Origin of the sequence: Methylobacterium sp. J-092 (genome assembly GCF_022829325.1) — a bacterium.
GTDB lineage: Bacteria > Pseudomonadota > Alphaproteobacteria > Rhizobiales > Beijerinckiaceae > Methylobacterium.
The window spans coordinates 41,187-64,817 of sequence record NZ_JAKSXU010000128.1 but is presented as its reverse complement, the minus strand read 5'-3'; the positions used below and the strand labels follow the sequence as shown (position 1 = coordinate 64,817).

At 72.2% G+C, this 23,631-nt stretch carries 22 protein-coding genes and 1 pseudogene; 20 read left to right on the top strand and 3 right to left on the bottom strand.

Going from position 1 to position 23,631, the window contains the following annotated elements; translation table 11 throughout:
* The first annotated feature begins 24 nt into the window (after positions 1 to 24).
* The 7 genes and pseudogenes from MKK60_RS15035 to MKK60_RS15005 all read left to right on the top strand — a co-directional run bounded on the left by MKK60_RS15035 (position 25) and on the right by MKK60_RS15005 (position 5,838).
* A complete protein-coding gene (locus MKK60_RS15035; protein ID WP_243986864.1) occupies positions 25 to 894 on the top strand; it encodes a plasmid partitioning protein RepB C-terminal domain-containing protein in 870 nt (289 codons plus the stop codon).
* Entirely contained in the window at positions 891 to 1,805 is a 915-nt protein-coding gene (locus MKK60_RS15030; RefSeq protein WP_243986863.1) for a plasmid partitioning protein RepB C-terminal domain-containing protein, read from the top strand. Before MKK60_RS15035 ends, MKK60_RS15030 begins: the two co-directional genes overlap by 4 nt.
* A gap of 564 nt (positions 1,806 to 2,369) precedes the next feature.
* Positions 2,370 to 3,173: a hypothetical protein gene (locus MKK60_RS15025; RefSeq protein ID WP_243986862.1), complete on the top strand. Its 804-nt coding sequence runs from the start codon at positions 2,370 to 2,372 to the stop codon at positions 3,171 to 3,173.
* A gap of 425 nt (positions 3,174 to 3,598) precedes the next feature.
* A pseudogene (locus MKK60_RS15020) lies at positions 3,599 to 3,826 on the top strand (phage tail tape measure protein); the annotation flags it as partial.
* Positions 3,827 to 3,840: 14 nt separating this feature from the next.
* Positions 3,841 to 4,482, top strand: a complete 642-nt coding sequence (locus tag MKK60_RS15015; protein WP_243986861.1) for a DUF2460 domain-containing protein — start codon at positions 3,841 to 3,843, stop codon at positions 4,480 to 4,482.
* Between the two features lie 13 nt (positions 4,483 to 4,495).
* Positions 4,496 to 5,371 carry a DUF2163 domain-containing protein gene (locus MKK60_RS15010; protein WP_243986860.1) on the top strand — a complete coding sequence of 292 codons (876 nt, stop codon included), beginning with the start codon at positions 4,496 to 4,498 and terminating at the stop codon, positions 5,369 to 5,371.
* Between the two features lie 11 nt (positions 5,372 to 5,382).
* Positions 5,383 to 5,838: a peptidase P60 gene (locus tag MKK60_RS15005; protein WP_243945572.1), complete on the top strand. Its 456-nt coding sequence runs from the start codon at positions 5,383 to 5,385 to the stop codon at positions 5,836 to 5,838.
* 17 nt (positions 5,839 to 5,855) lie between these two features.
* On the opposite strand, the gene MKK60_RS15000 is transcribed toward MKK60_RS15005, so the two are convergent.
* Complete coding sequence (locus tag MKK60_RS15000; protein WP_243986859.1) at positions 5,856 to 6,140, bottom strand: helix-turn-helix domain-containing protein; 285 nt, start codon at positions 6,138 to 6,140, stop codon at positions 5,856 to 5,858.
* 35 nt (positions 6,141 to 6,175) lie between these two features.
* On the bottom strand, positions 6,176 to 6,478 hold the full coding sequence (locus MKK60_RS14995; protein WP_243945575.1) for a type II toxin-antitoxin system RelE/ParE family toxin: 303 nt from the start codon (positions 6,476 to 6,478) through the stop codon (positions 6,176 to 6,178).
* 92 nt (positions 6,479 to 6,570) lie between these two features.
* Here MKK60_RS14995 and MKK60_RS14990 point away from each other — a divergent pair, with 92 nt between their 5' ends.
* The 6 genes from MKK60_RS14990 to MKK60_RS14965 all read left to right on the top strand — a co-directional run bounded on the left by MKK60_RS14990 (position 6,571) and on the right by MKK60_RS14965 (position 14,352).
* The gene (locus MKK60_RS14990) at positions 6,571 to 10,464 is read left to right on the top strand and encodes a glycoside hydrolase/phage tail family protein (RefSeq protein ID WP_243986858.1); all 3,894 of its coding nucleotides are present in this window, start codon (positions 6,571 to 6,573) and stop codon (positions 10,462 to 10,464) included.
* A 28-nt stretch (positions 10,465 to 10,492) separates the two neighbouring features.
* Positions 10,493 to 12,088 carry a DUF2793 domain-containing protein gene (locus MKK60_RS14985; protein ID WP_243986856.1) on the top strand — a complete coding sequence of 532 codons (1,596 nt, stop codon included), beginning with the start codon at positions 10,493 to 10,495 and terminating at the stop codon, positions 12,086 to 12,088.
* Positions 12,089 to 12,137: 49 nt separating this feature from the next.
* The gene (locus tag MKK60_RS14980; protein ID WP_243945578.1) at positions 12,138 to 12,764 is read left to right on the top strand and encodes a lysozyme; all 627 of its coding nucleotides are present in this window, start codon (positions 12,138 to 12,140) and stop codon (positions 12,762 to 12,764) included.
* Positions 12,765 to 12,835: 71 nt separating this feature from the next.
* Complete coding sequence (locus MKK60_RS14975) at positions 12,836 to 13,342, top strand: hypothetical protein (protein ID WP_147844812.1); 507 nt, start codon at positions 12,836 to 12,838, stop codon at positions 13,340 to 13,342.
* Between the two features lie 81 nt (positions 13,343 to 13,423).
* Positions 13,424 to 13,846 carry a hypothetical protein gene (locus MKK60_RS14970; RefSeq protein ID WP_243937274.1) on the top strand — a complete coding sequence of 141 codons (423 nt, stop codon included), beginning with the start codon at positions 13,424 to 13,426 and terminating at the stop codon, positions 13,844 to 13,846.
* Positions 13,843 to 14,352, top strand: coding sequence for a hypothetical protein (locus MKK60_RS14965; protein ID WP_243986854.1), 510 nt, complete (start codon positions 13,843 to 13,845; stop codon positions 14,350 to 14,352). The genes MKK60_RS14970 and MKK60_RS14965 overlap by 4 nt, the downstream gene beginning before the upstream one ends.
* On the opposite strand, the gene MKK60_RS14960 is transcribed toward MKK60_RS14965, so the two are convergent.
* On the bottom strand, positions 14,312 to 15,598 hold the full coding sequence (locus tag MKK60_RS14960) for a family 16 glycosylhydrolase (RefSeq protein WP_243986853.1): 1,287 nt from the start codon (positions 15,596 to 15,598) through the stop codon (positions 14,312 to 14,314). The two genes, MKK60_RS14965 and MKK60_RS14960, sit on opposite strands and share 41 nt — an antisense overlap.
* Before the next feature lie 447 nt (positions 15,599 to 16,045).
* Here MKK60_RS14960 and MKK60_RS14955 point away from each other — a divergent pair, with 447 nt between their 5' ends.
* From MKK60_RS14955 to MKK60_RS14925, 7 genes are all read left to right on the top strand, one after another.
* Positions 16,046 to 16,420, top strand: a complete 375-nt coding sequence (locus tag MKK60_RS14955) for a PepSY domain-containing protein (protein ID WP_147844218.1) — start codon at positions 16,046 to 16,048, stop codon at positions 16,418 to 16,420.
* A 36-nt stretch (positions 16,421 to 16,456) separates the two neighbouring features.
* On the top strand, positions 16,457 to 17,134 hold the full coding sequence (locus MKK60_RS14950) for a response regulator transcription factor (protein WP_147729507.1): 678 nt from the start codon (positions 16,457 to 16,459) through the stop codon (positions 17,132 to 17,134).
* Between the two features lie 124 nt (positions 17,135 to 17,258).
* The gene (locus tag MKK60_RS14945; protein WP_147729508.1) at positions 17,259 to 18,677 is read left to right on the top strand and encodes a sensor histidine kinase; all 1,419 of its coding nucleotides are present in this window, start codon (positions 17,259 to 17,261) and stop codon (positions 18,675 to 18,677) included.
* 266 nt (positions 18,678 to 18,943) lie between these two features.
* Positions 18,944 to 20,428 carry a c-type cytochrome biogenesis protein CcmI gene (gene ccmI, locus MKK60_RS14940; RefSeq protein WP_243986852.1) on the top strand — a complete coding sequence of 495 codons (1,485 nt, stop codon included), beginning with the start codon at positions 18,944 to 18,946 and terminating at the stop codon, positions 20,426 to 20,428.
* A gap of 144 nt (positions 20,429 to 20,572) precedes the next feature.
* On the top strand, positions 20,573 to 21,094 hold the full coding sequence (ccmE, locus tag MKK60_RS14935) for a cytochrome c maturation protein CcmE (RefSeq protein ID WP_147729140.1): 522 nt from the start codon (positions 20,573 to 20,575) through the stop codon (positions 21,092 to 21,094).
* A 52-nt stretch (positions 21,095 to 21,146) separates the two neighbouring features.
* Positions 21,147 to 23,150, top strand: a complete 2,004-nt coding sequence (locus MKK60_RS14930) for a heme lyase CcmF/NrfE family subunit (RefSeq protein ID WP_147842916.1) — start codon at positions 21,147 to 21,149, stop codon at positions 23,148 to 23,150.
* Complete coding sequence (locus tag MKK60_RS14925; protein WP_147842915.1) at positions 23,147 to 23,617, top strand: cytochrome c-type biogenesis protein; 471 nt, start codon at positions 23,147 to 23,149, stop codon at positions 23,615 to 23,617. Before MKK60_RS14930 ends, MKK60_RS14925 begins: the two co-directional genes overlap by 4 nt.
* Positions 23,618 to 23,631 lie beyond the last annotated feature (14 nt).

Here is a 23,631-nt window from a genome sequence, read left to right as displayed (position 1 = left end):
ATTCAAACGAACCGATGCGTCCGGATGATCCCGATCGACCGGGTCGCCGTCCTGAACCCGAGAATGCGCGACCGCCGCAAGTTCGAGGAGCTCGTAGAGAGCATCTCCCTAGTCGGACTGAAACGGCCGGTGACCGCGACGGTCCTACCGGATCAGGATGGCATGCCGTTCTATGGCCTCGTCTGCGGGCAGGGGCGGCTCGAAGCCTGCGTTCGGTTGGGTCAGACCGAGGTGGCCGCCATCGTGATCGAGGCCGATGAGCGCGACTGCCTCGTGATGAGCATCGTCGAGAACTGCGCCCGTCGCCACCATCGACCCGTCGACCTCCTGCACGACATCACTGGCCTCAAGGAACGCGGATACGACGAGGGACAGATCGCGAAGAAGATTGGGTGCACTCAGCAGTGGGTGAACATGATCGTCGGATTGATCGAGCGTGGCGAGGAGCGACTTATCGCGGCGGTCGAGACGGGGATCCTTCCCGTCAGCGTCGCCTTGGAGATAGCTCGCTCCGACGACGAGGGGGAGCAGGCTCTGCTTGCGCAGGCCTACTCGGAGCGCAAGCTGTCGGGAGGCAAGCTGGCCAAGGCGCGCCGTCTCCTCGAAGCGCGGCGTCGGAGCGGGCGCGGGCTGTCCAAGAGCGCCTACGGCCGAAAGGACGGAGTGAGGCGCCCCATGTCCACTGAGGCCTTGATGCGGATGTACCATCAGGAGGCGGACAAGAAACGGCTCCTGGTGAAGAAGGCCGAGGTCACACAGACCCGCCTCCTGTTCACGGTCGAAGCGTTGCGGGTCCTCAGATCGGACGAAAATTTCGTGAACCTGCTTCGCGCCGAGGGGCTTGCGACCATGCCGCTCGACCTTCATCAACGCCTGACAGCGAGGCCGTCATGATCGCTCCGGTTCCAACCTGCCCATTCTCACTTGCGTTCGAGCCGGACCTCGTGAACGTGAGCCTCGCCTCGCTACTGCCGGTGAAGGCCCTGCGCCCCACGGTGAAAATCAGTCAAAAGTATACCCAGATCGCCGCGTCCGTCCGCGAAATCGGTCTCGTCGAGTCTCCCGTCGTCGCTCGCGACAGGAAGATGCCTGGCTTCTTCCTGCTCCTCGACGGACACCTGCGGGTGGAGGTTCTGAAAGACCTTGAGCGAACCGAGGTGGAATGCCTCGTCTCCACGGATGACGAGGCGTTAACCTATAACCGGCGCATCAATCGCCTATCCGTGGTGCAGGAACGGGCGATGATCGTACGTGCCATGGAGCGCGGGGTGTCTGCCGACAAGATCGCGGCGGCGCTTTGCGTCCGCCCCGAAAGCGTCCGTCGCAGGGTGCGCATGCTGGACGGCATCTGCGACGAGGCCGTGTCACTCCTGCGGGACAAGCAGTGCCCCATCGCAGTTTTCGAGACGATGCAGAAGATGCGGCCTATCCGTCAGATCGAAACCGCCGAACTAATGGTCGGTGCGAACAACTACACGGTGAACTACGCCAACGCGATCCTGGCCATGACCCCGCAATCCGGTCTGGTGGACGGTGGGACGCGCAAGACGGTCAAGGGCGTGACGCCCGAGACGCTGGCGCGGATGGATCGCGAGCTCGCCAAGCTGCAGGAAGCGGTTACGTCGATCGAGGAGACCTACGGCCGTGACAACCTGGAACTAACCGTGGTGCGCGGCTACCTGTCTAAGCTACTCGGCAACGGCCGCGTCGTTCGCTACCTCGTTCAGAACCGGCCGGAGTTCCTCGACGAGTTCCAGGCCATTGCCGACATCAAGGCGCCGCTGACAATCGAGGCGGCGGCCTGAACGCCGCCTTGTCCGGAACTTAAATCCCCCCGCGACTTCGTCGAACCGTAGGGTCGCTTGGATGCCGGCTGTCGCCGCTGCTTAAACGACGCAAGAGTTCGTGTCGCAGCGGAGACTCTTGCAACTGTAGGAAAATCAAGAGCTTAGCAGCGTTTTCCCTATGTGTATGCGAGTAGGGAAGAGCGACCGCCCTTGCAGGAAAGCACAGGTACTAAGCAGGTGCATAATTCCCGAGTCATCCAATTCTCGGAATTGAGACGTTTGTCACCTGCATAAAAGTGGCACTGCTACTCCCGACCCAACTCGGTCGATCGCATTATCATTGGAGCTTCCCGAAAGCAGCCATTATTCGTCAGTATAGTGAGTTCTGCTCTGCACGAGACGTGCTTTAATGCCGAGTGTTGGTCTGCTGGCCGAACGGACCATAGTTACAAGGCGGGGGGCTCGTTGCCCCTGGCCTGATCCGTTTTTCCGTCTCAGGAAGCATTCTGATGGTATCCCTCCGAGCGCGGAGCGGGATAAGCAGGCCCAACGGCGGCACCCTTAACCGGGTCATGGGGGGCGATGTTGGACGCCATCTGGGTCGCGGCGCTCGTTCGGGCGTTGACCGCGGGGACCGTCGTGGTGCTCGCATCCGTGCTGGCCGAAATGCGCGGACCGGTCTGGGGCGCGTTGATTATCAGTCTGCCGGTCACGGCCGGGCCGGTCTACGTGTTCATGGTCCTCGAACACGACGCCGCCTTCGTCTCGGCGGCGGCCCTCAACGGGTTTGCGGCGAACGCCGCCACGGGCCTGTTCCTGATCGTCTACGCCAAACGCGCCATGGATCGAGCGCTTGTGTCAGCGCTCGGTCCTGCGGCGCTGGTCTGGATCGCCGCAGCCATGGCCATATCCGTAGTCTCCTGGACACCGGGAAGGGCGTTCCTACTGAACGTTACCGTCTACGGTTCCGGGTTGATCCTCGCCCGGCCCGCCCGACCGGGAACCCTTGCACCTGGCGCTTCCGTCGCTAGACCGAGCGCTCGTGACTTGTTGGTGCGGGCGGTTGCCGTCGCCCTGTTCGTCTCTGCCGTGCTGGCCCTCAGCACAGCCCTGGGGCCGTCGCTCACCGGTGTCGTCGCCGCCTACCCCGTCACCCTCACAAGTACGTTCGTGATCCTGCATCGCCGCGTCGGAGGAGCGGCGATGGCACGATTGGCGGGGATCACGATCCGGGGCGTGTTTGGGTTCGGGCTGACGCTACTCACGCTGCACTTGCTTGGCCGACCGTACGGCGCCGCGGCAGCTCTCTCCGGAGGCTTCCTGGTCTCGCTGATTTGGTCTGCGGGGCTACTCCTCCTGCAGCCCAGAACACATCGGGCCGACTAATTCCAAGACAGCACAGATCCTGATTGACAAAGCCGGCCGATGCTCAGGGGGGGGGGCTACACGATAGGCTGCTTGGGAGACATCTTTTGACTGAGTGTAGCTAAACCGCATTTCACCTTACCCAGTCGTTTAAAACTGCGTTTTGAGAGCCTGAAAGCGGATGTTCCTGGCTACCGCAAAGAATCTAAGGGGCAGGTACACTTTTGTGCTGGCGACCGCCATTCACAGCTATCGCACTACGGTAGCTCGGTTGCCGTCGCGGTTGCAGTCACAAGGCGATAGGCAATTCGCTGATTTGCGACGGCGTATCACGTGCTTTCACCAAGGCCAGGCAAACATCCCTTGTTTCTCGTTCGTGTAAGACCTTCGCGTGAAGTCGAATCTGGTAGAGCCCCGCCTACTATTTGATCAACTCGAATAAGCTACCGATGAGCGGCGGCACCGGCCTGATGGGGGAGGCCGGCCCCGAGGCGATCCTGCCGCTGCGCCGCGGCCCCGACGGCCGCCTCGGGGTCGGCGCCGGATCGGGCGGCCGGCCCGTCGCGGTCACCGTCAACATCGCCACGCCGGACGCAACCTCGTTCCGCAAGTCCGAGGCGCAGGTGACCGCGAGCCTCGCCCGCGCCGTGGCGCGCGGCCAGCGGGCGCTATGATCGGAGGAGGACCGATGCCGGACGATTTCCACGAGGTGTCCTTTCCCCTCGACGTGGCGCTGCGCGGCAGCGGCGGCCCGAGCCGGCTGACCGAGATCGTCACGCTGGCCTCGGGGCGGGAGCACCGCAACAGCCGCTGGGCCGATTCGCGCCGGCGCTACGATGCCGGCTTCGGCATCCGCTCGCTCGACACGCTCCATGCGGTTCTGAGCTTCTTCGAGGAGCGGCGCGGGCGGCTCTACGGCTTCCGCTACCGCGACCGGGCCGATTTCCGCTCCGGGCCGCCGGGCCGGGTGCCGGCGCCGACCGACCAGCGCCTCGGCATCGGCGACGGCGCGACCGCCGCCTTCCCGCTGGCGAAGACCTACGGCGCCGGGCCGACGCCCTACCGGCGGACGATCGCCAAGCCGGTCGCGGGGAGCGTGCGGGTGGCGGTCGCCGGGATCGAAGTGGCGGCCGCGGGCTTCGCCTGCGATCCCGCGACCGGGCTGGTCGTGTTCGGCGCCGGCTCGGTGCCGGCGGCCGGCGCCGTGATCACCGCGGGCTTCGCCTTCGACGTGCCGGTCCGGTTCGACACCGACGACCTCGTCGTCAACCTCGAAGCGTTCGCCGCGGGCGAGATCCCGAAGGTGCCGCTCGTCGAGATCGTGCCGTAGGGAGTTCGGAACCATGCGCGACCTGCCGCCCGCCTTCGCCGCCCACCGCGCCGGCGGGGTCACCACCCTCTGCCGATGCTGGGCCCTGCGCCGCCGCGACGGCGTCGCCCTCGGCTTCACCGACCACGACCGCGACCTCGCCGTGGCGGGCCTGACCTACGCCGCCCGCACCGGGCTGGAAGCGGCCGAAGCCGCGGCCGAGCTTGGCTTCGCCGTCTCCGGCGGCGACGTCTCCGGCGCGCTCGCGAGCCTCGGGCTGACCGAGGCCGACATCGCCGGCGGCCTCTACGACGGCGCCGGGATCGAGACCTGGCTGGTGGACTGGACCGACCCGGACACCCGCCTGCTGCTCGACGTCGGCACGCTCGGCGAGATCCGCCGGGCGGGCGACGCCTTCGTCGCGGAGGTGCGGGGCCTGGCCGACCGGCTTGACGCCGAGCGCGGCCGCAGCTACCGCGCCACCTGCGGCGCCGACCTCGGCGACGCCCGCTGCGGCGTCGACGTCGCGCGGTTCCGCACCGACGGCACGGTCGACGGCCTGCCGGAGCCCGGCACCTTGTCCGCGGCGGTCGCGGGTACCTTCGCCGACGGGCTGTTCAGCGGCGGCCGCCTGAGCTGGACCGCGGGCGCCAATGCCGGCCTGTCCGGCGACGTGCGCACGCATCTCGGCACCCTGATCGAGTTGTGGGAGGCGCCGCCGCGCGGCATCGCGCCGGGCGACGCCTTCACCCTCGTCGCCGGCTGCGACAAGCGCCTCGCCACCTGCCGCGGCACCTTCGCGAACGCCCTGAACTTCCAGGGCTTCCCGCACATGCCGGGCAACGATTTCGTCGTGCGCTACGCGCCCGGCGCGGGTCCCGGCCTCGACGGCGGCTCGCTGTTCCGCTGAAAGGACGCCCCATGCGCGACCCGCTCGACGGTGCCGCGGTCGCGGCCGAGGCCCGGCTCTGGCTCGGCACGCCCTACCGGCACCAGGCCTCGCTGATCGGCGTCGGCTGCGACTGCCTCGGCCTGCTGCGCGGCGTCTGGCGCGGCCTTCTGGGCGACGAGCCCGAGGCGCCGCCGCCCTATTCCGGCACCTGGGCGGAATCGGCTGCCCCCGGCACCGACCCGCTGACGGAGGCCGCCGCCCGCCACCTCGTCCCGGTCGCGGCCGACCTCGCGCGCCACGGGCCGGCGCCGGGCGAGGTGCTGCTCTTCGCCTTCCGCGCGCACCTGCCCGCCCGCCACTGCGCCATCACCACGCAGGCCGGGATGATCCACGCCCACGACCGCGCCGCGGTGACGGAGGTGGCCTTCACGCCGTGGTGGCGGCGGCACCTGGTCGGGGTGTTCCGTTTCCCGGGGGCGGGGTGAGGGCGTGGCGCGATCCGTCAGGCGGCGCGCGCCACCTGCAGCTCGACCTGCAGGCCCGCCGCCGCGATCATGGTGACCAGCGATTCGATGGCGAACAGGTCGATGCGCCCGCGCATCAGGTCCGACACCCGCGGCTGGGTGATGCCGAGGATCGCGGCGGCCCGGACCTGCGTCAGCCCTTCGCGCGCGATGTGGTCGCGAAGGGCCATCATGAGCTGCGACCGCAGGCGCATATTCGCGGCCTGGGCCGGCGTATCCTCGATCGCGTCCCAGACGCTCTCGAAGCGGTTTTCGTCGCTCATCGCCCGATCTCCTCGATCAGTTGCGCTTAGCGCCGCTAGGCGACCGCGAGGTCGCCGCGGGCGGTCTTCTGGGTCGTCTTCCGGAAGCAGTGCAGGACGAAGATCGCATCGGCGAGCTTCGCGACGAAGATCACCCGGAACGCCCCATTCGCCTCTCGGATCCTGATTTCCCGGACACCCGGCCCGACCGTCGCCATCGGCTTCCAATCGTCCGGCTCGTAGCCTTGCTGGAGCCGATCGATCTGGTGCCCGCCCGCTTGGCGCGCGTCGCGGGGGAAGCCAGGCAGGTCGTCGAGCGAACCACCGCGAAACACAACCGCCTTCGCACGATCCGCCATGTCGGGGCCTCACGACGCAGAACGATCCCCAAGACTATACAAAAATTTGTATGAGCCGCAATCGCGGCTCGCTCGGTCCCACGGAGCCCGCCATGGCCACGCTGATCCTGTCCACGGCGGGGGCGGCGGTCGGGACCGCGCTCGGCGGGCCGATCGGGAGCGTGGTCGGGCGGGTGGCCGGCGCGGCGGCGGGGGCCGGGCTCGACGGCGCCCTGTTCGGGGCGGGGACGAGCCCGCGCTTCGTCGCCGGGCCGCGGCTGTCGGACGTCGCCGGCCTGTCCTCGACCGAGGGCGATCCGGTGCCGCGCGTCTACGGCCGGGCGAAACTCGGCGGCACCCTGATCTGGGCGACGCGGCCGCTCGAGGTCGCCAACACGGCCGTCGAGCGGGCGTCCTCCCCGGCGAAGGGCGGCGGCGGGCAGAAGACCGTGCGGACGCGCTACGCCTACTTCGCCAACCTCGCGGTCGGCCTGTGCGAGGGCGAGATCGCCCTCGTCCGGCGGATCTGGGCGGACGGGATCGAGCTCGACCGCACCGCGATCACCTGCCGGGTCCATGCCGGCGCGGCCGACCAGGCGCCCGATCCGCTGATCGTCGCCAAGGAGGGCGCCGACGCGCCGGCCTATCGCGGCCTCGCCTACGTGGTGTTCGAGGGGCTGCCCCTGGCCGATTACGGCAACCGCATCCCGCAATTCGCCTTCGAGGTGGTGCGGCCGGTCAACGGCGTCGCGCCGCTGATCCGCGCGGTGAACCTGATCCCCGGCGCGTCCGAGTTCGGCCTCGACCCGATGCCGGTCACGGTCGATCTCGGCCTCGGCCGGACGCGGGCCGCCAACCGGTTCCAGCTCCAGGCGGCGACCGACGTGGTCGCGTCGCTCGACGCGCTGCAGGCGTTGTGCCCGAACCTCGCCCGCATCGCGGTGGTGGTGGCGTGGTTCGGCGACGACCTGCGCGCCGGGCACTGCACGGTCGCGCCCCGCGTCGAGATCCGCGACAAGGCGACCACCGGCGACGGCTGGCTCGTGGCCGGCCTCGACCGCACGCAGGTCGCGCCCGTCTCCGCCGCGCCGGACGGCACGCCGGCCTATGGTGGCACGCCCTCCGATGCCGGCCTCGGCCGCCTGGTGGCGGAGCTGGTCCGGCGCGGCCTCGCGGTGGTGCTCTACCCGTTCGTGATGATGGACGTCGCCGCCGGCAACGCGCTGCCCGATCCCTACGCGCCCGGCAGCGTCGGCCAGCCGGCCTACCCCTGGCGCGGCCGCATCACCTGCGATCCCGCCCCCGGCCAGCCCGGCAGCCCGGACGGGACGGCGGCGGCCGAGGCGCAGGTGCTGGCCTACTTCGCCGGCGCGCAGGGCTATCGCCGGCAGGTGCTGCACTATGCCGACCTCGCGGCCGGCTGGGCGGCCGCCGGCACGCCGCTCTCCGGCTTCGTCCTCGCCAGCGAGCTCGTCGGCCTCACCCGCGTGCGCGGCGCGGGCGAGACCTGCCCGGCGGCAACGGCGCTGATCGACCTCGCCCGAACGGTGCGCCGGAGGCTCGGGCCGTCGGTGAAGCTCGTCTACGCCGCCGACTGGACCGAGTACGGCGCCCAGGTCCGCGACGGCGGCGCCAGCGTGCGCTTCCCCCTCGACGCGCTGTTTTCCGACCCGAGCATCGACGCGGTCGGGATCGACTATTATCCGCCGATCTCGGACTTTCGCGACACGCCCGCGCAGGCCGACCTCGCCGAGACCGACACGATCTACGACCGCGGCTTCCTCAAGGCCCGGCTCGGCGGCGGCGAGGCGTTCGACTGGTACTACGCCGACGACGAGGCCCGCGCCGCGCAGCGCCGCAGCCCGATCACCGACGGTGCCTACGGGAAGCCGTGGACGTTCCGGCCCAAGGACCTCGTCGGCTGGTGGTCGAGCGCGCACGTCGAGCGGGCGGGCGGGGTCGAGACCCGCGCCACGGCCTGGGTGCCGCGCGGGAAGCCGATCTGGCTCACCGAGATCGGCGTGCCGGCGGTCGACAAGGGCACCAACGGACCCAACGTCTTCCCCGACCCGAAATCCTCCGAGAGCGCCTTTCCGCCCGCCTCGCGCGGCCTGCGCGACGAGCTGATCCAGCTGCGCGGCCTGGAGGCGATCCTGTCGCGGTTCGATCCCGTCGCGGCGGGCTTCGCGGCCGCCGACAACCCGCTCTCGCCCGTCTACGGCGGGCCGATGGTCGACCCGGGCGCGGTCTTCGTCTGGGCCTGGGACGCGCGGCCCTACCCGGCCTTTCCCGACCAGGGCTCGGTCTGGGCCGATGCAGGCAACTGGCGGGTCGGCCACTGGATCACCGGCCGGATCGAGGGCTGCGACCTCGACCGGCTGATCGAGCGGATCCTGTCCGACCTCGGCGTCGCCGTGCCGATCGCGATCGAGGCCGCCGCCTACCTCGACGGCGCGGTGATCGACCGGCCGCTCTCGGCCCGCGCCGCCCTGGAGCCGCTGGCGCAGCTCTACGGCCTCGACGTGTCGGCGGTCGCCGGCACCCTGCGGCTGCGCGGGCCGCGGCGCGAGGCGGCGGTGATCATCGCCGACGACGACCTCGTGCGCGTCTCCGAGGACGAGGCGCCGCTGCGCCGGGTGCGCGCCGAGGAGAGCGGCCTGCCGCGCTCGATCGAGATCGGCTTCACCGATTCCGAGAACCCGGACTATCGCCGCGCGTCCGCCGCCGCGATCCGGCCGGCCGGCGGCCGGCGGCGCGAGACCCGGATCGAGGTGGCGGTCGTCACCCGGCGCGAGACCGCAGAAAACCTTGCCGAGGCGCTCCTCGACCGGGCCATCGCGGGCCGCGACACCGCCGGGCTGACGCTCAGCCCGCGACGCCTCGATCTCGAGCCCGGCGATCTGCTGGCGACGCCGGCCGGCCTCCAGCGCATCGTGCGCATCGACGACGGGCCGGCCGGCCGCCGGCTCGAGACCCGCGGCGTGCCGCTGCACGGGCCGGGCACGCGGCCGGCGCGCCGCGCGTCGACGACCCGGCCCGTCCGGCCTCCGCTGCTCGCCGGCGCCCCGTTCGCGCTCGCCCTCGACCTGCCCGCCGACCGCGGAACCCCGACCGCGCTTCAGTACCTCGCGGCGACCGCCGAGCCGTGGCCCGGCGCGCTGGCGATCTGGCGCTCGGACGGCGCGGGCGCGCCGCTGACGCTCCACGGCACCGCCGACTACCCGGCCTGCCTCGGGCGGACGCTGACGGCGCTGCCCCCGGGGCCGCTCTGGCGTCTCGACCGCGCGACGCGCCTCGACGCGACCCTGCGCAACGCCGGCGCGCTCGGCAGCCTCGACCTGCCTGCGATGCTGGCCGGCGGCAACCTGTTCGCGGTGATCGCGCCGGACGGCAGCGTGGAGGTGATCGCGGCGCAGGAGGCCGTGCTCGTCGGGCCCGAAACGTTCCGTCTCGGCCGTTTGCTGCGCGGGCTCGCCGGCAGCGAGGCGGCGGCATCGCGCCCGGCCCCGGCCGGAAGCCTGATCGTGCGCCTCGACGACGGCGCGGTGATTCCCCTCGTCGACCGGCTCGACGAGGCCGGGCGCCGGTTCCGCTACCGGATCGGCCCGGCCTCGCGCGATCCCGGCGACCCGTGCTTCGTCGAGATCTTCGCCGCCGCCGGCCTCGCGGCGCTGGCGCCGTCGAGCCCGGTCCACCTCCGCGCCCGGCGCGAGCCCGGCGGCGTGCGCCTGTCGTGGATCCGCCGGGCGCGCCGCGACGCCGACAGCTGGGACGTCGCGGACATTCCCCTCGACGAGGCGGTGGAGGCCTACGCCGTCACCGTCTTCGCCGCCGACGGCCACGGGCTTCGCAGCCTCGCCGCCGCCGGGCCGAGCTTGCTTTACGCCGACGAGGCCGCGGATTTCGGCGGCCCGCAGGCGGTGCTCGACATCGCCGTCGCGCAGGTCGGGGCGGTGTTCGGGCCGGGTCCGGCCACCCGCGCGCGCGTCGCCGTGCGCCGGGGGTGACACCTCGATCCCTCGACGGAGCCCGCCGATGCCGGACACCACGCAGAACCTCGCGCTGCCGCTGATCGCGGCCAACCAGGCGCAGAAGCACGTCACCCACAACGAGGCCTTGGTGCAGCTCGACGCGCTGGTGCAGCTCGCCTGCCTCGACAAGGACCTCGCCGCGCCGCCGGCCGCCCCGGTCGAGGGCGACCGCTACCTTGTCGTCGCGGCCGCGCCCACCGGGGCCTGGGCCGGGCTGTCGGGCCAGGTCGCCTGCTTCCGGGACGGGGTCTGGGTCGGGCTCGCGCCCCGACCGGGCTGGCTCGCCTTCGTGGCCGACGAGGGCGACCTCTACATCTTCACCGGCAGCGCCTGGACGAGCTTCCGCGCCACCCTGGCGAGCCTCCAGAACCTCGCCCGCCTCGGGATCGGCACCGCGGCCGACGCCGTGAACCGGCTGGCGGTGAAGTCCGAGGCCGCTCTGCTCTCCTGGGACGACGCGACGCCGGGCTCGGGCAGCGTGCGGCTCACCCTCAACAAGCAGGCGGCGGCGCGCGATGCCGGCCTGGCGTTCCAGACCGGGTTCTCGACGCGGGCGCTGCTCGGCACCTTCGGCGCCGACGACGTGGCCCTGAAGGTGAGCCCGGACGGCGCGAGCTTCTCGACCGCGCTCTCGGTCTCGGCGGCGACCGGCCGGCTCGCCCTCGGGCGGATCGCCGGGCCGGTGGAGATCGGCACCCATGCCGGCGCGCTTCCCGACGCGCCGCCCCAGACGGTGCTGCGGGTCTCCGGCGCCGACGGGACGACGCCGCGGCTCGTCCTCGACGGCTACGGCGCCAACGCCGCGGGACACCTCGCCTTCCGGGCCGCGGCCGGGAGCGCCGCCGCGCCGGCTGCCCTCCCGCCGGGTGCCGCGATCGGGCAGCTCTCCGCATACGGCTACGGCGCCTCCGGCTACGCGTCGGCGCCGCGGGTGCAGGTCGCCTTCCTGGCCTCGGAGGCGTGGTCGGACGCGTCGCAGCCGACGCGGATCAGCTTGCGCACCACGCCGGCCGGCACCACGGCCACAGCCGAGGCGTTCGCCGTCGAGGCCAGCGGGGCGGTGCGCCTCGCGCCGCTGGCCGCCGACCCGACGACGGGGCTCGCGCAAGGGCAGCTCTACGCCGACAGCACCGCGACCGCGCTCAAGTGGTACACCGGCACGGGCTGGGCGCGGATCAGCAATTTCGCCATGGCGGCGGCGACCACGAGCTTCGACAACTACGTCCCGGCCGGCGCCTGGACGAAGGTGCAGTTCAACATCGCCGACAGCAACGACCAGGGCGCGTTCGCGGCCGCGACGAACCGCTTCACCGCCCCCGAGGCCGGCCTCTATCGGGTCTTGGCCATGCTCACCTACAAGCGCAACAACGCGAGCGCGCCGACGGCCTTCGAGGTCCAGCTCTACCGGAACGGCGCCCCCGCCGGGCGCGGCCGCGCCGCCGCGACCGGTGCGCTGGTGGACGGGGTCACCGCCCTGTCGCTCGCCACGACCCTGAAGCTCGCGGCCGGCGACGGCGTCGAGGTCTGGGTGCGGTTCACGGGGGCCGACGGCTACGTGGCCGCGGCCGACGCGTCCTTCGGCGCGCAGCAGCTGGGCTGAGGCCGGGCGCCCGCCGCACCGTCCGCCGTTCCCCGCCCCGGAGATCCCCATGAATCTCACCCCCATCGGCGAGGCGTGCCTCATCGCGCGCGAGGGACGGCGGCTGACGGCCTACCGCGATTCCGTCGGCGTCTGGACCATCGGCGTCGGCCACACCTCCGCGGCGGGGCGCCCCCGCGTCGTCCCCGGCCTCGCGATCACCGCGGCCGAGTGCGACGCGATCTTCGCGCGCGACGTCGCGACCTACGTCGCCGCGGTCCGCGACGGCCTGACGGCGGCGGTCGGGCCGCACGCCTTCGATGCCCTCGTCTCGCTCTGCTACAACATCGGCCCGGCGGCCTTCGCCGGCTCGACCGTCCTGAGACGGATCAACGCCGGCGACGCGGCCGGTGCCGCCGACGCGCTGCTGCTGTGGCGCAAGCCCGCGGCGATCCTGCCCCGCCGCCGCGCCGAGGCCGAGCAGCTCGTCACCGCCTACGCCGTCGCCCTGCCGCGCCCGACCGTGAACGCCGCGCGGCTCCGGATCGCGGCCCCCGTCGCCGCGGTCACGGACCCGGGCGTCGCGACCCCGGTCCTGGTGCCGACCGTGCCGCGGCCGGGTCGGCTCGCGCGGCTGCGGCACCGAATCGAGGCCTGGCTCGCCGCGGCGGCCGCGCCGGCGAAGGCCCGGGCCTGATCCGCCGCGCCCGATCCCAGATCCCGTGCCGGCCGGGTCCAGCCGCGCAACCCCAGCCGAAGGATTCGACCATGTCCCGCTTCTCCGCGGCGCCGGCGCTCGCCGGTGCCCTCTCGATCGGCCTCGCGGCCCCGCCCGCCCTCGCCGCGGCGGGGGGCGCCGTCGTGCTGCCCTGGGGCGACTGGATCGTCGGCTTCGCCACGACGGCGCAGGCGGTGCTGACGCCGCTCCTCGTCGCCCTGGCGACCGGGCTGATCGCCCGGTTCGCGCCGCTGCTCGGCTACGTCCTGTCGAAGTCCGTCGTGGAGGGCATGGTCCGCCGGGTCACCGACTACGCGCTCAACGCGGTGGCCGGCGCCGCCAAGGGGCAGGTGCTCACCGTGCCGGTCGGCTCGGCCGTCATCGCCGCGGCGGTGCAGCGGGCGTCCGACCAGGTGCCGGGCTTCGTCGTGAAGGCCGCCGGAGGCCTGCCCGGCATCGCCGAGAAGGTGTTCCGCCGCCTCGCGTTGGAAGACCGCGCGACCGCCGCCAACACGCTCGCGCCGGCCCTCGCCGCCGCCGGCCTCGCGGCGCGATAGCGCCGGAGCGACGGCCCCGTCCGCGGCCGGGACGCCCACGCGGGTGCTCGAACGACACGCTGGCATCCGCGGAGGGACGGCATGGACGCGACACCACGAAGCCCGGCGGAGCGCGACCCCGCCTGCCGCCGGGCGGCCCTCGCGGCGATCGGCGAGGGCGTCGGCCGGGTGCTGCCGCCCCCCGACGACGGCCTCGGCGAGACCCTGATCCGCCGCGCCTACGCCGAGCGTGCCGCGACCGAGCCGGACGAGGACCGGCTGGTCGTCCGGTTCGGCACCGAGTGGCGCAGCTTCATCCGGCACCAGACGCCGGACCGCCTCGCCGCCCTCGACGCGGTGATCGACGACCGGATCGAGCGGCGGGCGCTGGCCCGGTACTACCGGCGGATGAAGCATGCGGCGGTCGCCGTCGCCGTCACGGCCTTCGCGCTGGCGCAGTTCGGGATCGACCGGCTGCCGCTCGTCCGCCAGATCTGGCGGCTGTTCCGGGGAGATCTGCGATGAGCGCCGCCCTCGACCGCTGGCTCACCCGGCTCTACCACGCGGTCGGCGGGAGCCTGTTCCTGGCGCTGTGCGCCTTCGTCTCCTACACCGCCGGCGACTGGCACGGGCCCTACCGCGTCCGCTCGACGGACCTGCTGACGCCCGAGGTCGCGCCCGGCGGCGCCCTGCGCCAGACGCGGGTGATCGCCTACGGCGCCGAATGCGCGCTGCACGTCACGCGCCGCCTGCAGAGCCTCGGCGCCGACGGGCGCCGGGTGATGCTCCCCGAGATCGCCTTCGATGCGCCGCCCTGGGACCGCGACGGCCGGCCCCAGACCATCGAGACCGAGATCCCGGCCGACTTCCCCTGCGGCCCCGCGATCCTGGTTGAGAGCCCGTCGGCCGCCTGCAACTGGCTTCAGCGCACCGTCTTCCGCCAGCGCCAGCCGGACGCGATCACCCCGTTCCGGGTGACCTGCGGCAGGGTCACAGGTCCAGCATTCCGGGCGACGGCGCGTGCACCGTGAAGGCCGCCCCCTCGTGAACCCAGCTGCCGCCGGCCTGGGCCTTCTCGAAGGCCGCCGTCTCGGCGGTGCCGGCCGTGTAGTGGTGCTCGCCGGTCGCGGTGTCGAGGAAGCGCTGCACCGTCAGCGCGTCGGCGCCGGCCAGCGCCGGGTCGGCATAGGCCTGGAACGCCACGCCCTCGTCGTGGAAGCTCGGCATCATCGCGTCGATGTGGTCGCGCTCCGTGGGGCTCGCCGTATAGAAGTGCTCGCCCGTCCGCGTATCGACGAAGCGGAACACGTCCACCGTGTCCGCGCTCGCGGCGGGCGCCATCCAGGCCACGCCCTCCGCGGTGTAGGACGGCAGGTTCTGCGCGACGTAGGCCCGTTCGCTCGCGCTCGTCGTGTAGAGGTCGTCGCCGGTGCTCGCGTCGCGGAAGTGGAAGGTGTCGCTCGGCGACGCCGCGGTCGGCGCGCTCGCATAGGCCCGGATGTAATCGATCGTCATCTGCGCCGACGCCGCGTCCGGGTCGCCGGCCCAGGCCCCGCCGACGGCGAGGTTGGCGATCAGGTACATCGGCTTGTTGAGATCGGCCGGCGTGGCGACCTGGAAGGTCGGGTGCCCGTCGTAGTACCAGGTGATGGTGTCGGGCTCCCAGTCGACGCCGTAGGTGTGGAAGCCCGACGTCATGTCCGGCACGGCGACGTTCGCCTCGTCCAGGTAATGCGTCGCGTCGACCCGCTGGCTGCCCGAGACTTGGCTGTGGACGGTGTTGCGCAGGGTGTTCGGGTCGCCGCCGACCATCTCCATCACGTCGAGCTCCGGCGGCCAGCTCCCGTCCGCGGGCAGCATCCAGAACGCCGGCCACATGCCGTGGGCCGCGGGGAGCTGCGCGCGGATCTCGAAGTAGCCGTAGGTCTGGCTGAAGCTGTGGTAGGTGTTGATCATCCCCGACGTGTAGGTCTGCCCCTCGATCGAACCCTGGATGTCGGGGGCGGCCGGCGCGGCGGAGATCGTCAGCGCGCCGTCGGAGACCTGGAACGGGTCGGGCAGGCCGGCCGTGCCGCCCGCGGCGCCGTCCGCGCCGGCGACGTAATATTGCAATTCATCGTTGTATGGCATCGTCCCGGTCGCGCGGACCTTCGTCGACCATTGCGGCGCCCCGACCGTGTCGAGGCCCGTCGTGCCGTTCCACGGCGTGAACGCGTCGAACTCCTCGGCGAAGGTCAGCGTCGCGGTCTGCGACAGGTGGTTCGGATCGATCGCCATGACAGGTCCCGCCTCACGCGGGCGGCCGAAGCCGCCGCGCATGATGAATACAACCGAGAGTAGAATAATCGATTTACAAACTTGGTTCCGCGGTGCGCTGGGTCGTTCGCGGTCTTCGGCCGCCGCTTCGGGCGCCATCTGCGTCTTCGTTGGGCGGGTTCGCGCATAAACTACCGACGGCCTCGGCGTTCGACAGTCGTCGCGCATGGCCTCTTCGTCGCCGATCCTCGCTCCGTCCGGCGGCGGCCGGACGCGCATCCCCGTGGATCGCACGGGGCGCGATGGAACCGCTGCGGTTCTCGGCCGTAACGCTTCGCAGCTTCCCACGGACCTTCGATGAGACCCGCCGCCGCCCGAGCCACCCTCCGCCCGCACGGCCCCGGCCATGGGTCCGCGGCCGGCGGCATTCAGGGCGCATTCAGTGCCTCGGGCCGACAGTCCCTCCCCATGCGCTACCCCCTCGCCCTCGCAGCGATCTGCCTGACCGCCGCGGCCCTTGCGGCGGGCGGCCTCGGCATATCGGCGGAGGAGACCCGCGAGGCGGCCCCGGCCGTCGCCGCGCCCGGCCCGCCGCAGCTGCGGGTCGAGGAGTGCCTGTCGCCCGCCGACATGCGCGAGGAGGTGTCCGAGCGCCGGGTGATCGCGCCGGTGACGGCGATCAAGGCCGCGCGCACGGTGATCCCGCGGGCCGAGATCCAGCGGGCGAGCCTGTGCCGCCACGCCGACGGCCTCGTCTACATGCTGACCGCCTTGCGTCGGGACGGCCACTTCGTGCACGTGATGGTCGACGCCAAGACCGGCCAAGTGGCGGGCCAGTACTGACGGCCGGGAAGGCCGTCGCTCGAGGGAGGGTGATCCGTGCGTCTGCTCGTGGTCGAGGATGACCGGGACATCAACCGGCAGGTGGTCAGCGCGCTGGAGGAGGCGGGCTACGTCGCCGACAAGGCCTTCGACGGCGAGGAGGGCGGCTACCTCGGCGAGAGCGAGCCCTACGACGCGATCATCCTCGACATGGGGCTGCCCAAGGCCGACGGCGTCAGCGTCCTGCAGAAGTGGCGCCGCGCCGGGATCAAGACCCCCGTCATCATCCTCACCGCGCGCGACCGCTGGTCCGACAAGGTCGACGGGTTCGATGCCGGCGCCGACGACTACGTCACCAAGCCGTTCCACATGGAGGAGCTGATGGCGCGCGTCCGCGCGCTGCTCCGCCGCGCCGCCGGCCACGCCACCAGCCAGATCGCCTGCGGCCCCGTCACCCTCGACACCCGCTCGGGGCGGGTGTTCGTCGACGGCAACCCGATCAAGCTGACGAGCCACGAATACCGGCTGCTCTCCTACCTGATGCACCACACCGGCCGCGTCGTCTCCCGCGCCGAGCTGACCGAGCATCTCTACGACCAGGATTTCGACCGCGATTCGAACACCATCGAGGTGTTCGTCGGCCGCCTGCGGAAGAAGCTCGCGGTGGACCTGATCCAGACGGTGCGCGGGCTGGGCTACCTGGTCGACCCGAGCCAGCCGCCGGCACGGGTGTGACGGAGCGGGCTACGACCGAGCGCGACCGTCATGTCGGCTCGAGGGGAAGCCTTCCCGCCGAGCCGGATCACGGTATCCCACCCGGCGGTCGGTCCCGCCGCCCGTGCCGCAGCATGCGCCACCCATGAACGCCGTCCTCAGCCTGTTCTCGCTCCGCCGTCGCTCGATCGCCGTGCGGCTCGCCGTCTCGGCGCTGCTCGCCAGCTCCGCGATCCTGCTGATCGCCGCCTGGATCCTGACGACGTTGTATCGCGAGACCACCGAGCGGGCCTTCGACAGTCGGCTGCTGGTCTTCGCCAACAACCTCGCCACCGACCTCGTCACCCCGAGCGACACCGAGAGCCGGGCCTTCACGCTCGGCGACCCCCGCTTCGACCTGCCGCTGTCGGGCTGGTACTGGCAGGTCGGCAAGCCCGACGCCCGGCCGCGGGACCTGCGCACCTCGCGCTCCCTGGTCGGCGTGCCCCTGAAGCCCGCCACCGATCCCGACGGCAAGGCGGGGGTCGGGCAGATCCGCCAGGGCTACGGGCGGGCGCAGGACGACCGGCTGCTCCGCATCATCGAGCGCGACGTCGACCTCGGCGAGGACGGGCGCTACACCGTGCGCGTCGCCGGCCCCGCCGACGAGATCGTCAACGACGTCGAGCGCTTCCGCAATTCCCTGTTCATGACCTTCGGCCTGCTCGGCCTGTCGCTCGCGCTGACGACCCTGCTGCAGATCCGCTTCGGCCTGGCGCCGCTGAAGAAGATGCGCGCGGCCTTGGGCGCGATCCGGCGCGGCGAGGCCGACCGGATCACCGGCACCTATCCGCGCGACATCGCCCCGCTCACCGGCGAGGTGAACCTCCTGATCGAGACCAACCGCGAGATCCTGGAGCGCGCCCGCACCCAGGTCGGCAACCTCGCCCACGCGCTCAAGACGCCGCTCTCGATCATCGTCAACGAGGTCGGCGCCTCCGACGCCCCGGCCGACCTCGCCGAGAAGATCCGCGAGCAGGCGGCGGTGATGCGCGACCAGGTGAACTACCACCTCGACCGGGCGCGCGCCGCCGCGCTCGCCGGCACGCTCGGGACCTCGACCGACGTCGAGCCGGCGCTCGCCGGCCTGGTGCGGACCTTCGGGAAGATCTATCGCGACAAGGACATCGCCTACGAGGTCCATGTGCCGCCGGGCCTGCGCTTCCGCGGCGAGCGTCAGGATTTCGAGGAGATGGTCGGCAACCTCGTCGACAACGCCTCGAAATGGGCGGCCGGCCGCGTCGCGATCCGGGCCGAGGCGGTGGATGCCCACGATTATCCCCACCTTCTCGTGGCGATCGAGGACGACGGCCCCGGCCTGCCGGAGGAGGCGCGCTCGGCGGTGCTCGGGCGCGGGCGGCGGATGGACGAATCGAAGCCCGGCTCCGGCCTCGGCCTCTCGATCGTCGCCGACCTCGCCACGCTCTATCGCGGCCGCTTCCGCCTCGAGCAGGCGGCGCTCGGCGGCCTGCGCGCCGTGCTCGAGGTGCCGGGCGACGTGCCCAAGGGCGCCGCCGGGCATTGAGCCCTGCGGCCGTGGCGGCGGCCGCCCCCGCCCCGTCGCTCCCGTCCCGTCGCCCTTGCCCTGTTTGCTCTCGTCCCGTCCGCCCTTGTCATCGCGAAAAACTTGCGTGACACCGTGACGCCGAGGGCGGGCATCGTGCCGCCCGTGCCCGCTCTCTACCATCGGCGGCACGGCCATTCGGCTCCAGCGGGGGCCGTCTTATCAATCGAAGGGATGGAGCGGCCGCGGCCTCGCCTTGCGCGAACCGGGACCGCTTCGAAGGTGCGATGACGGCGATCTGGTTCATTCTGGCGGGCATGACCGCCGCGGCCGTCCTGGCCCTGCTCTGGCCGATGTCGCGCCGCGTCGCCATCGTCCCCGATGCGGCCGGCACCGTCACCGAGACGGCGTTCTACGAGGACCAGCTCGCCGAGATCGAGCGCGACCTCGATCGTGGGCTGATCGCCCCGGCGGAGGCGGAATCCGCTCGCACCGAGGCCGCCCGCCGGCTCCTGCGCGCGAGCCGCGCGCCGGGCCCCGGAGAGGCGAGCGTGGCCGAGCCGCGCCTGCGCCAGCGCCGCGCGGCCTCGGCCTTCGCGCTCTCGACGATCCCCCTGGTCGCCCTGCTCGCCTACGGCCTCTACGGCTCGCCCGACCTGCCGGCCCAGACGCCGGCCGACCGCCAGGCGGTGCAGTCGGGCGCGCAGGACCTGATGAAGGCCGTCGGCCAGATCGAGGCGCGGCTGGCCGCCGACCCGAACGACGCGCGGGGCTGGGCCGTGCTGGCGCCGGTCTACATGCGGCTCGGGCGGTTCGAGGATGCCGCGCGGGCCTACGCGGCGATCGTCCGGATCAAGGGCGAGACCGCCGAATCCCTGTCCGACTGGGGCGAGGCGATGGTGGCGGCCGGCAACGGCATCGTGCCCGAGGAGGCCAAGGCCGCCCTCACCCGCGCCCTCGCCCTCGACCCGAAGGCGCCCAAGCCCCGCTTCTACCTCGCCCGTGCCGCCGAGCAGAACGGCGACACGGCCGAAGCGATCCGCCAGCTCACCGCCCTGAACGACACGAGCCCGGCCGACGCGCCCTGGCTCGGGCTGGTGCGCGAGAACCTGGCGCGGCTCAAGGGCGAGCCCGCACCGCAATTGTCCGGGACGCCGTCGAAGTCCGCCCCCGGGCTGCCGCCCGAGCAGCGCGCCGCGATCCAGGGCATGGTCGACGGCCTCGACGAGCGGCTCGCGGCCAAGGGCGGCAGCGCCGACGAGTGGCTGCGGCTCGCCCGCTCCCGCGGCGTGCTCGGCGAGCCCGAGCGGGCGCAGACGGTGCTGGAACGCGCCCGCGTCGCGCTGAAGTCCGATCCCGCGGCGCTCGCGAGCCTGGAAGCGGGCGCGCGCGACCTCGGCCTGTCTGGCAGGCCGGCCGACGGCATGGCGCGCGATGGGCGCAGCGCCGCGCCTCCGGCCGCCCTGAACGCCACGACACCCGAATCCCGCGCCGAGACCGAATCGGCGGCCGCCGCGGTGTCGGCGATGCCGCCGGCCGAGCGCGACGCCGCGATCCGCGGCATGGTCGCCGGCCTCGATCGCCGGCTCGCGGCCAAGGGCGGCAGCGTCGACGAGTGGCAGCGCCTGGTGCGCTCCTACAGCGCCCTCGGCGATCCCGAGCAGGCCGGCAAGGTCCTGAGCCGCGCGCGGATGGCGCTCGCCGCCGACCCGGGCGCGGCCGAGAAGCTCGACACCCTGGCCAAGGAGCTCGGCCTTCCGGTCCGCCCCTGACGATCTGTCCCGGCACGGGCGACTTGACCCGGGACGCGCCGCGTCCGACATCCGAGGGACAAGAATGAGGACGGTCCCGCACCGGGCCGACCTCCGTGAGGTCGGCACCGGGGCCGGACCAACCCGCCGGGGACGGACCCACTCGTGACGCGCAAGAGCCGCCGCCTGATCCTGATCGCCGCCTGCGGCGCCGTCCTGGCGCTCGCCGTCGGGCTCATCCTGTCGGCGATGAGCGGCTCGATCGTGTTCTTCCGCTCCCCCAGCGAGGTGGCGGCACAGGGCGTCGGGCCGGGCACGCGCTTCCGCCTCGGCGGCCTGGTCAAGGACGGCTCGCTCCAGCGCGGGCCGAACCAGACGGTGGACTTCGCCGTGACCGACACCAACGCCACCGTCCAGGTCCAGTATACCGGCCTTCTGCCCGACCTGTTCCGCGAGGGGCAGGGCGTGGTCGCCGAGGGGACGCTCGAGCCGGGCGGCATCTTCCGCGCCGACACCGTGCTGGCCAAGCACGACGAATCCTACATGCCGCGCGAGGTCGCCGACGCGCTCAAGGCGCAGGGGCGCTGGCAGGAGGGCGGCAAGGACGGCAAGGGCTCCGTGAGAATGGACCCGCCGAAGGCCGCCGACGCCGCGCCCCCGAACCTCGGACCGCGCACCGAGCGCTGAAACCGATGTCCGAACGCCGAAAACCGATGTCATTGACTCGAGGAACCGCCGCTTGATCGTCGAGGTCGGACATTTCGCGTTGGCGCTCGCGCTGGCGCTCTCCCTGGTCCAGTCGGTGATGCCGATCTGGGCCGCCCGCTCGGGCGACGCCGCCCTGCGGCAGGTGGCGACGCCGGCCGCGCTCGGCGCCTTCGCCTGCGTGCTGTTCGCGTTCGCCGCGCTGACCTACGCCCACGCCACGTCCGACTTCTCGGTCCAGAACGTGGTCGAGAACTCGCACACGACGAAGCCGTTCATCTACAAGCTCTCCGGCGTCTGGGGGAACCACGAGGGCTCGATGCTCCTCTGGATCCTGATCCTCACCCTGTTCGGCGCGATGGTGTCGGTGGCGCGGGACTCGGTGCCGCCGGTGCTGCGGGCCAACACCCTGGCGGTGCAGGGTTTCATCACCTTCGTCTTCGTGCTGTTCGTGATCACCACCTCGAACCCGTTCACGCGGGCGGTGCCGGCGCCGGTGGAGGGCAACGACCTCAACCCGCTGCTGCAGGATTTCGGCCTCGCGGTGCACCCGCCGCTCCTCTACGTCGGCTATGTCGGCTTCTCGATCACCTTCGCCTTCGCCATCGCCGCGCTGATCGACGGGCGCATCGACGCCGTCTGGGCCCGCGCCGTGCGCCCATGGACGCTGACCGCCTGGAGCTTCCTGACGCTCGGCATCGCGATGGGCAGCTACTGGGCCTATTACGAGCTCGGCTGGGGCGGCTGGTGGTTCTGGGACCCGGTCGAGAACGCTTCGCTGATGCCGTGGATCGCCGGCACGGCGCTCCTGCACTCGACCGTGGTGATGGAGAAGCGCGACGCGCTGAAGGTCTGGACGGTCCTGCTCGCGATCCTCACCTTCTCGCTCTCGCTGCTCGGCACCTTCATCGTGCGCTCGGGCGTGCTCACCTCGGTGCATTCCTTCGCGACCGACCCGACCCGCGGCATCTTCATCCTCGCGATCCTGATCCTGTTCATCGGCGGCTCGCTGACGCTGTTCGCGTGGCGCGCCCCGATGCTGCGGCAGGGCGGCCTGTTCGCGCCGATCTCGCGCGAGGGCGCGCTGGTGATGAACAACCTGTTCCTGGTGGCCGCCTGCGCCACCGTGCTGGTCGGCACGCTCTACCCGCTGCTGCTCGAGATGCTGACGGCGGAGAAGATCTCGGTCGGGCCGCCGTTCTTCAACTACACCTTCGTGCCGCTGGCGATCCCGCTGCTGCTGATCGTGCCGTTCGGGCAGACGCTGGCCTGGAAGCGCGGCGACGCGCTCGCCGCCTCGCAGCGCCTGTTCGCCGCGCTGGGCCTCGCCCTGGCGATCGGCCTCGGCACCCTGGCCTGGACCTGGGGCGGCCCGGCGATGGCGCCCGTCGGCGTGGGACTGGGCGCCTACCTCATCGTCGGCTCCGTCCTGGAGATCGTCTCGCGGGCCCGCGGATACGGCAGCAGCCGCACCCGCGCGGTCGGCGTGGTCTGGCGCCGGGCGCTCGGCCTGCCGCGCTCGGCCTGGGGCACGGCCATCGCCCATGCCGGCGTCGGCGTGGTGGTGCTCGGCATCGCGGCGCAGGGCTGGGCCACCGAGGGCCTCGCCACCCTGAAGCCCGGCCAGACGCTGGCCACCGGCCCCTACGTCGCGACGCTCGATCGCGTCGCGCCGCGCCCCGGCCCGAACTACGAGGAGGTCGCGGCCTTCCTCACCATCCGCAACAAGGCCGGCGACGAGATCGGCCGGGTCGACACCGGCAAGCGCTTCTACCCGAGCCGCAAGATGACGGTGACGGAATCGGGCCTGCTCACCCGCGGCGTGAGCCAGGTCTATGCCAGCCTCGGCGAGATCGCGCCTGACGGCAGCATCGGCCTGAGGCTGTACTACAAGCCGCTGGTGCTGCTGATCTGGCTCGGCGCTGTGGTGATGGCCCTCGGTGGCGGCCTGTCGCTGACCGACCGGCGCATGCGCGTCGGGGCGCCCGCCCGCGCCAAGCTCAAGCCGGTTCCCCCGCACGCGGTCCCGGCCGAATGAGCCCCGCGCGCGCCCTCCGCCCCGTCCTGCTCGCCGGCCTCGTGCTCGGGGGGGCGACCGCGGCCCAAGCCGTGCAGCCGGACGAGGTGCTGAAGGACCCCGCCCTCGAGCATCGCGCGCGGGACATCTCGTCGGGCCTGCGCTGCCTGGTTTGCCAGAACCAGTCGATCGACGATTCGGATGCGCCGCTGGCCAAGGATCTGCGGCTGATCGTGCGCGAGCGGCTCAAGGCCGGCGACACCAACCAGGGCGTCGAGGATTACGTGGTGAACCGCTACGGCGAGTTCGTGCTGCTGCGCCCGGTCCTGGCCCTGCACACCGTCCTGCTGTGGCTGACGCCGCTGCTCGCGGTGCTGCTCGGCGGCTTCGGCATCTGGCGCCTGTCGCGCCGGAAGGCGCCGGCGCCGGAGCGCGGCCTGTCCGCCGCCGAGGAGGCCGACGTCGCGGCGCTGCTCCGCCGGGAGTGATCCGCGCGCCGTGG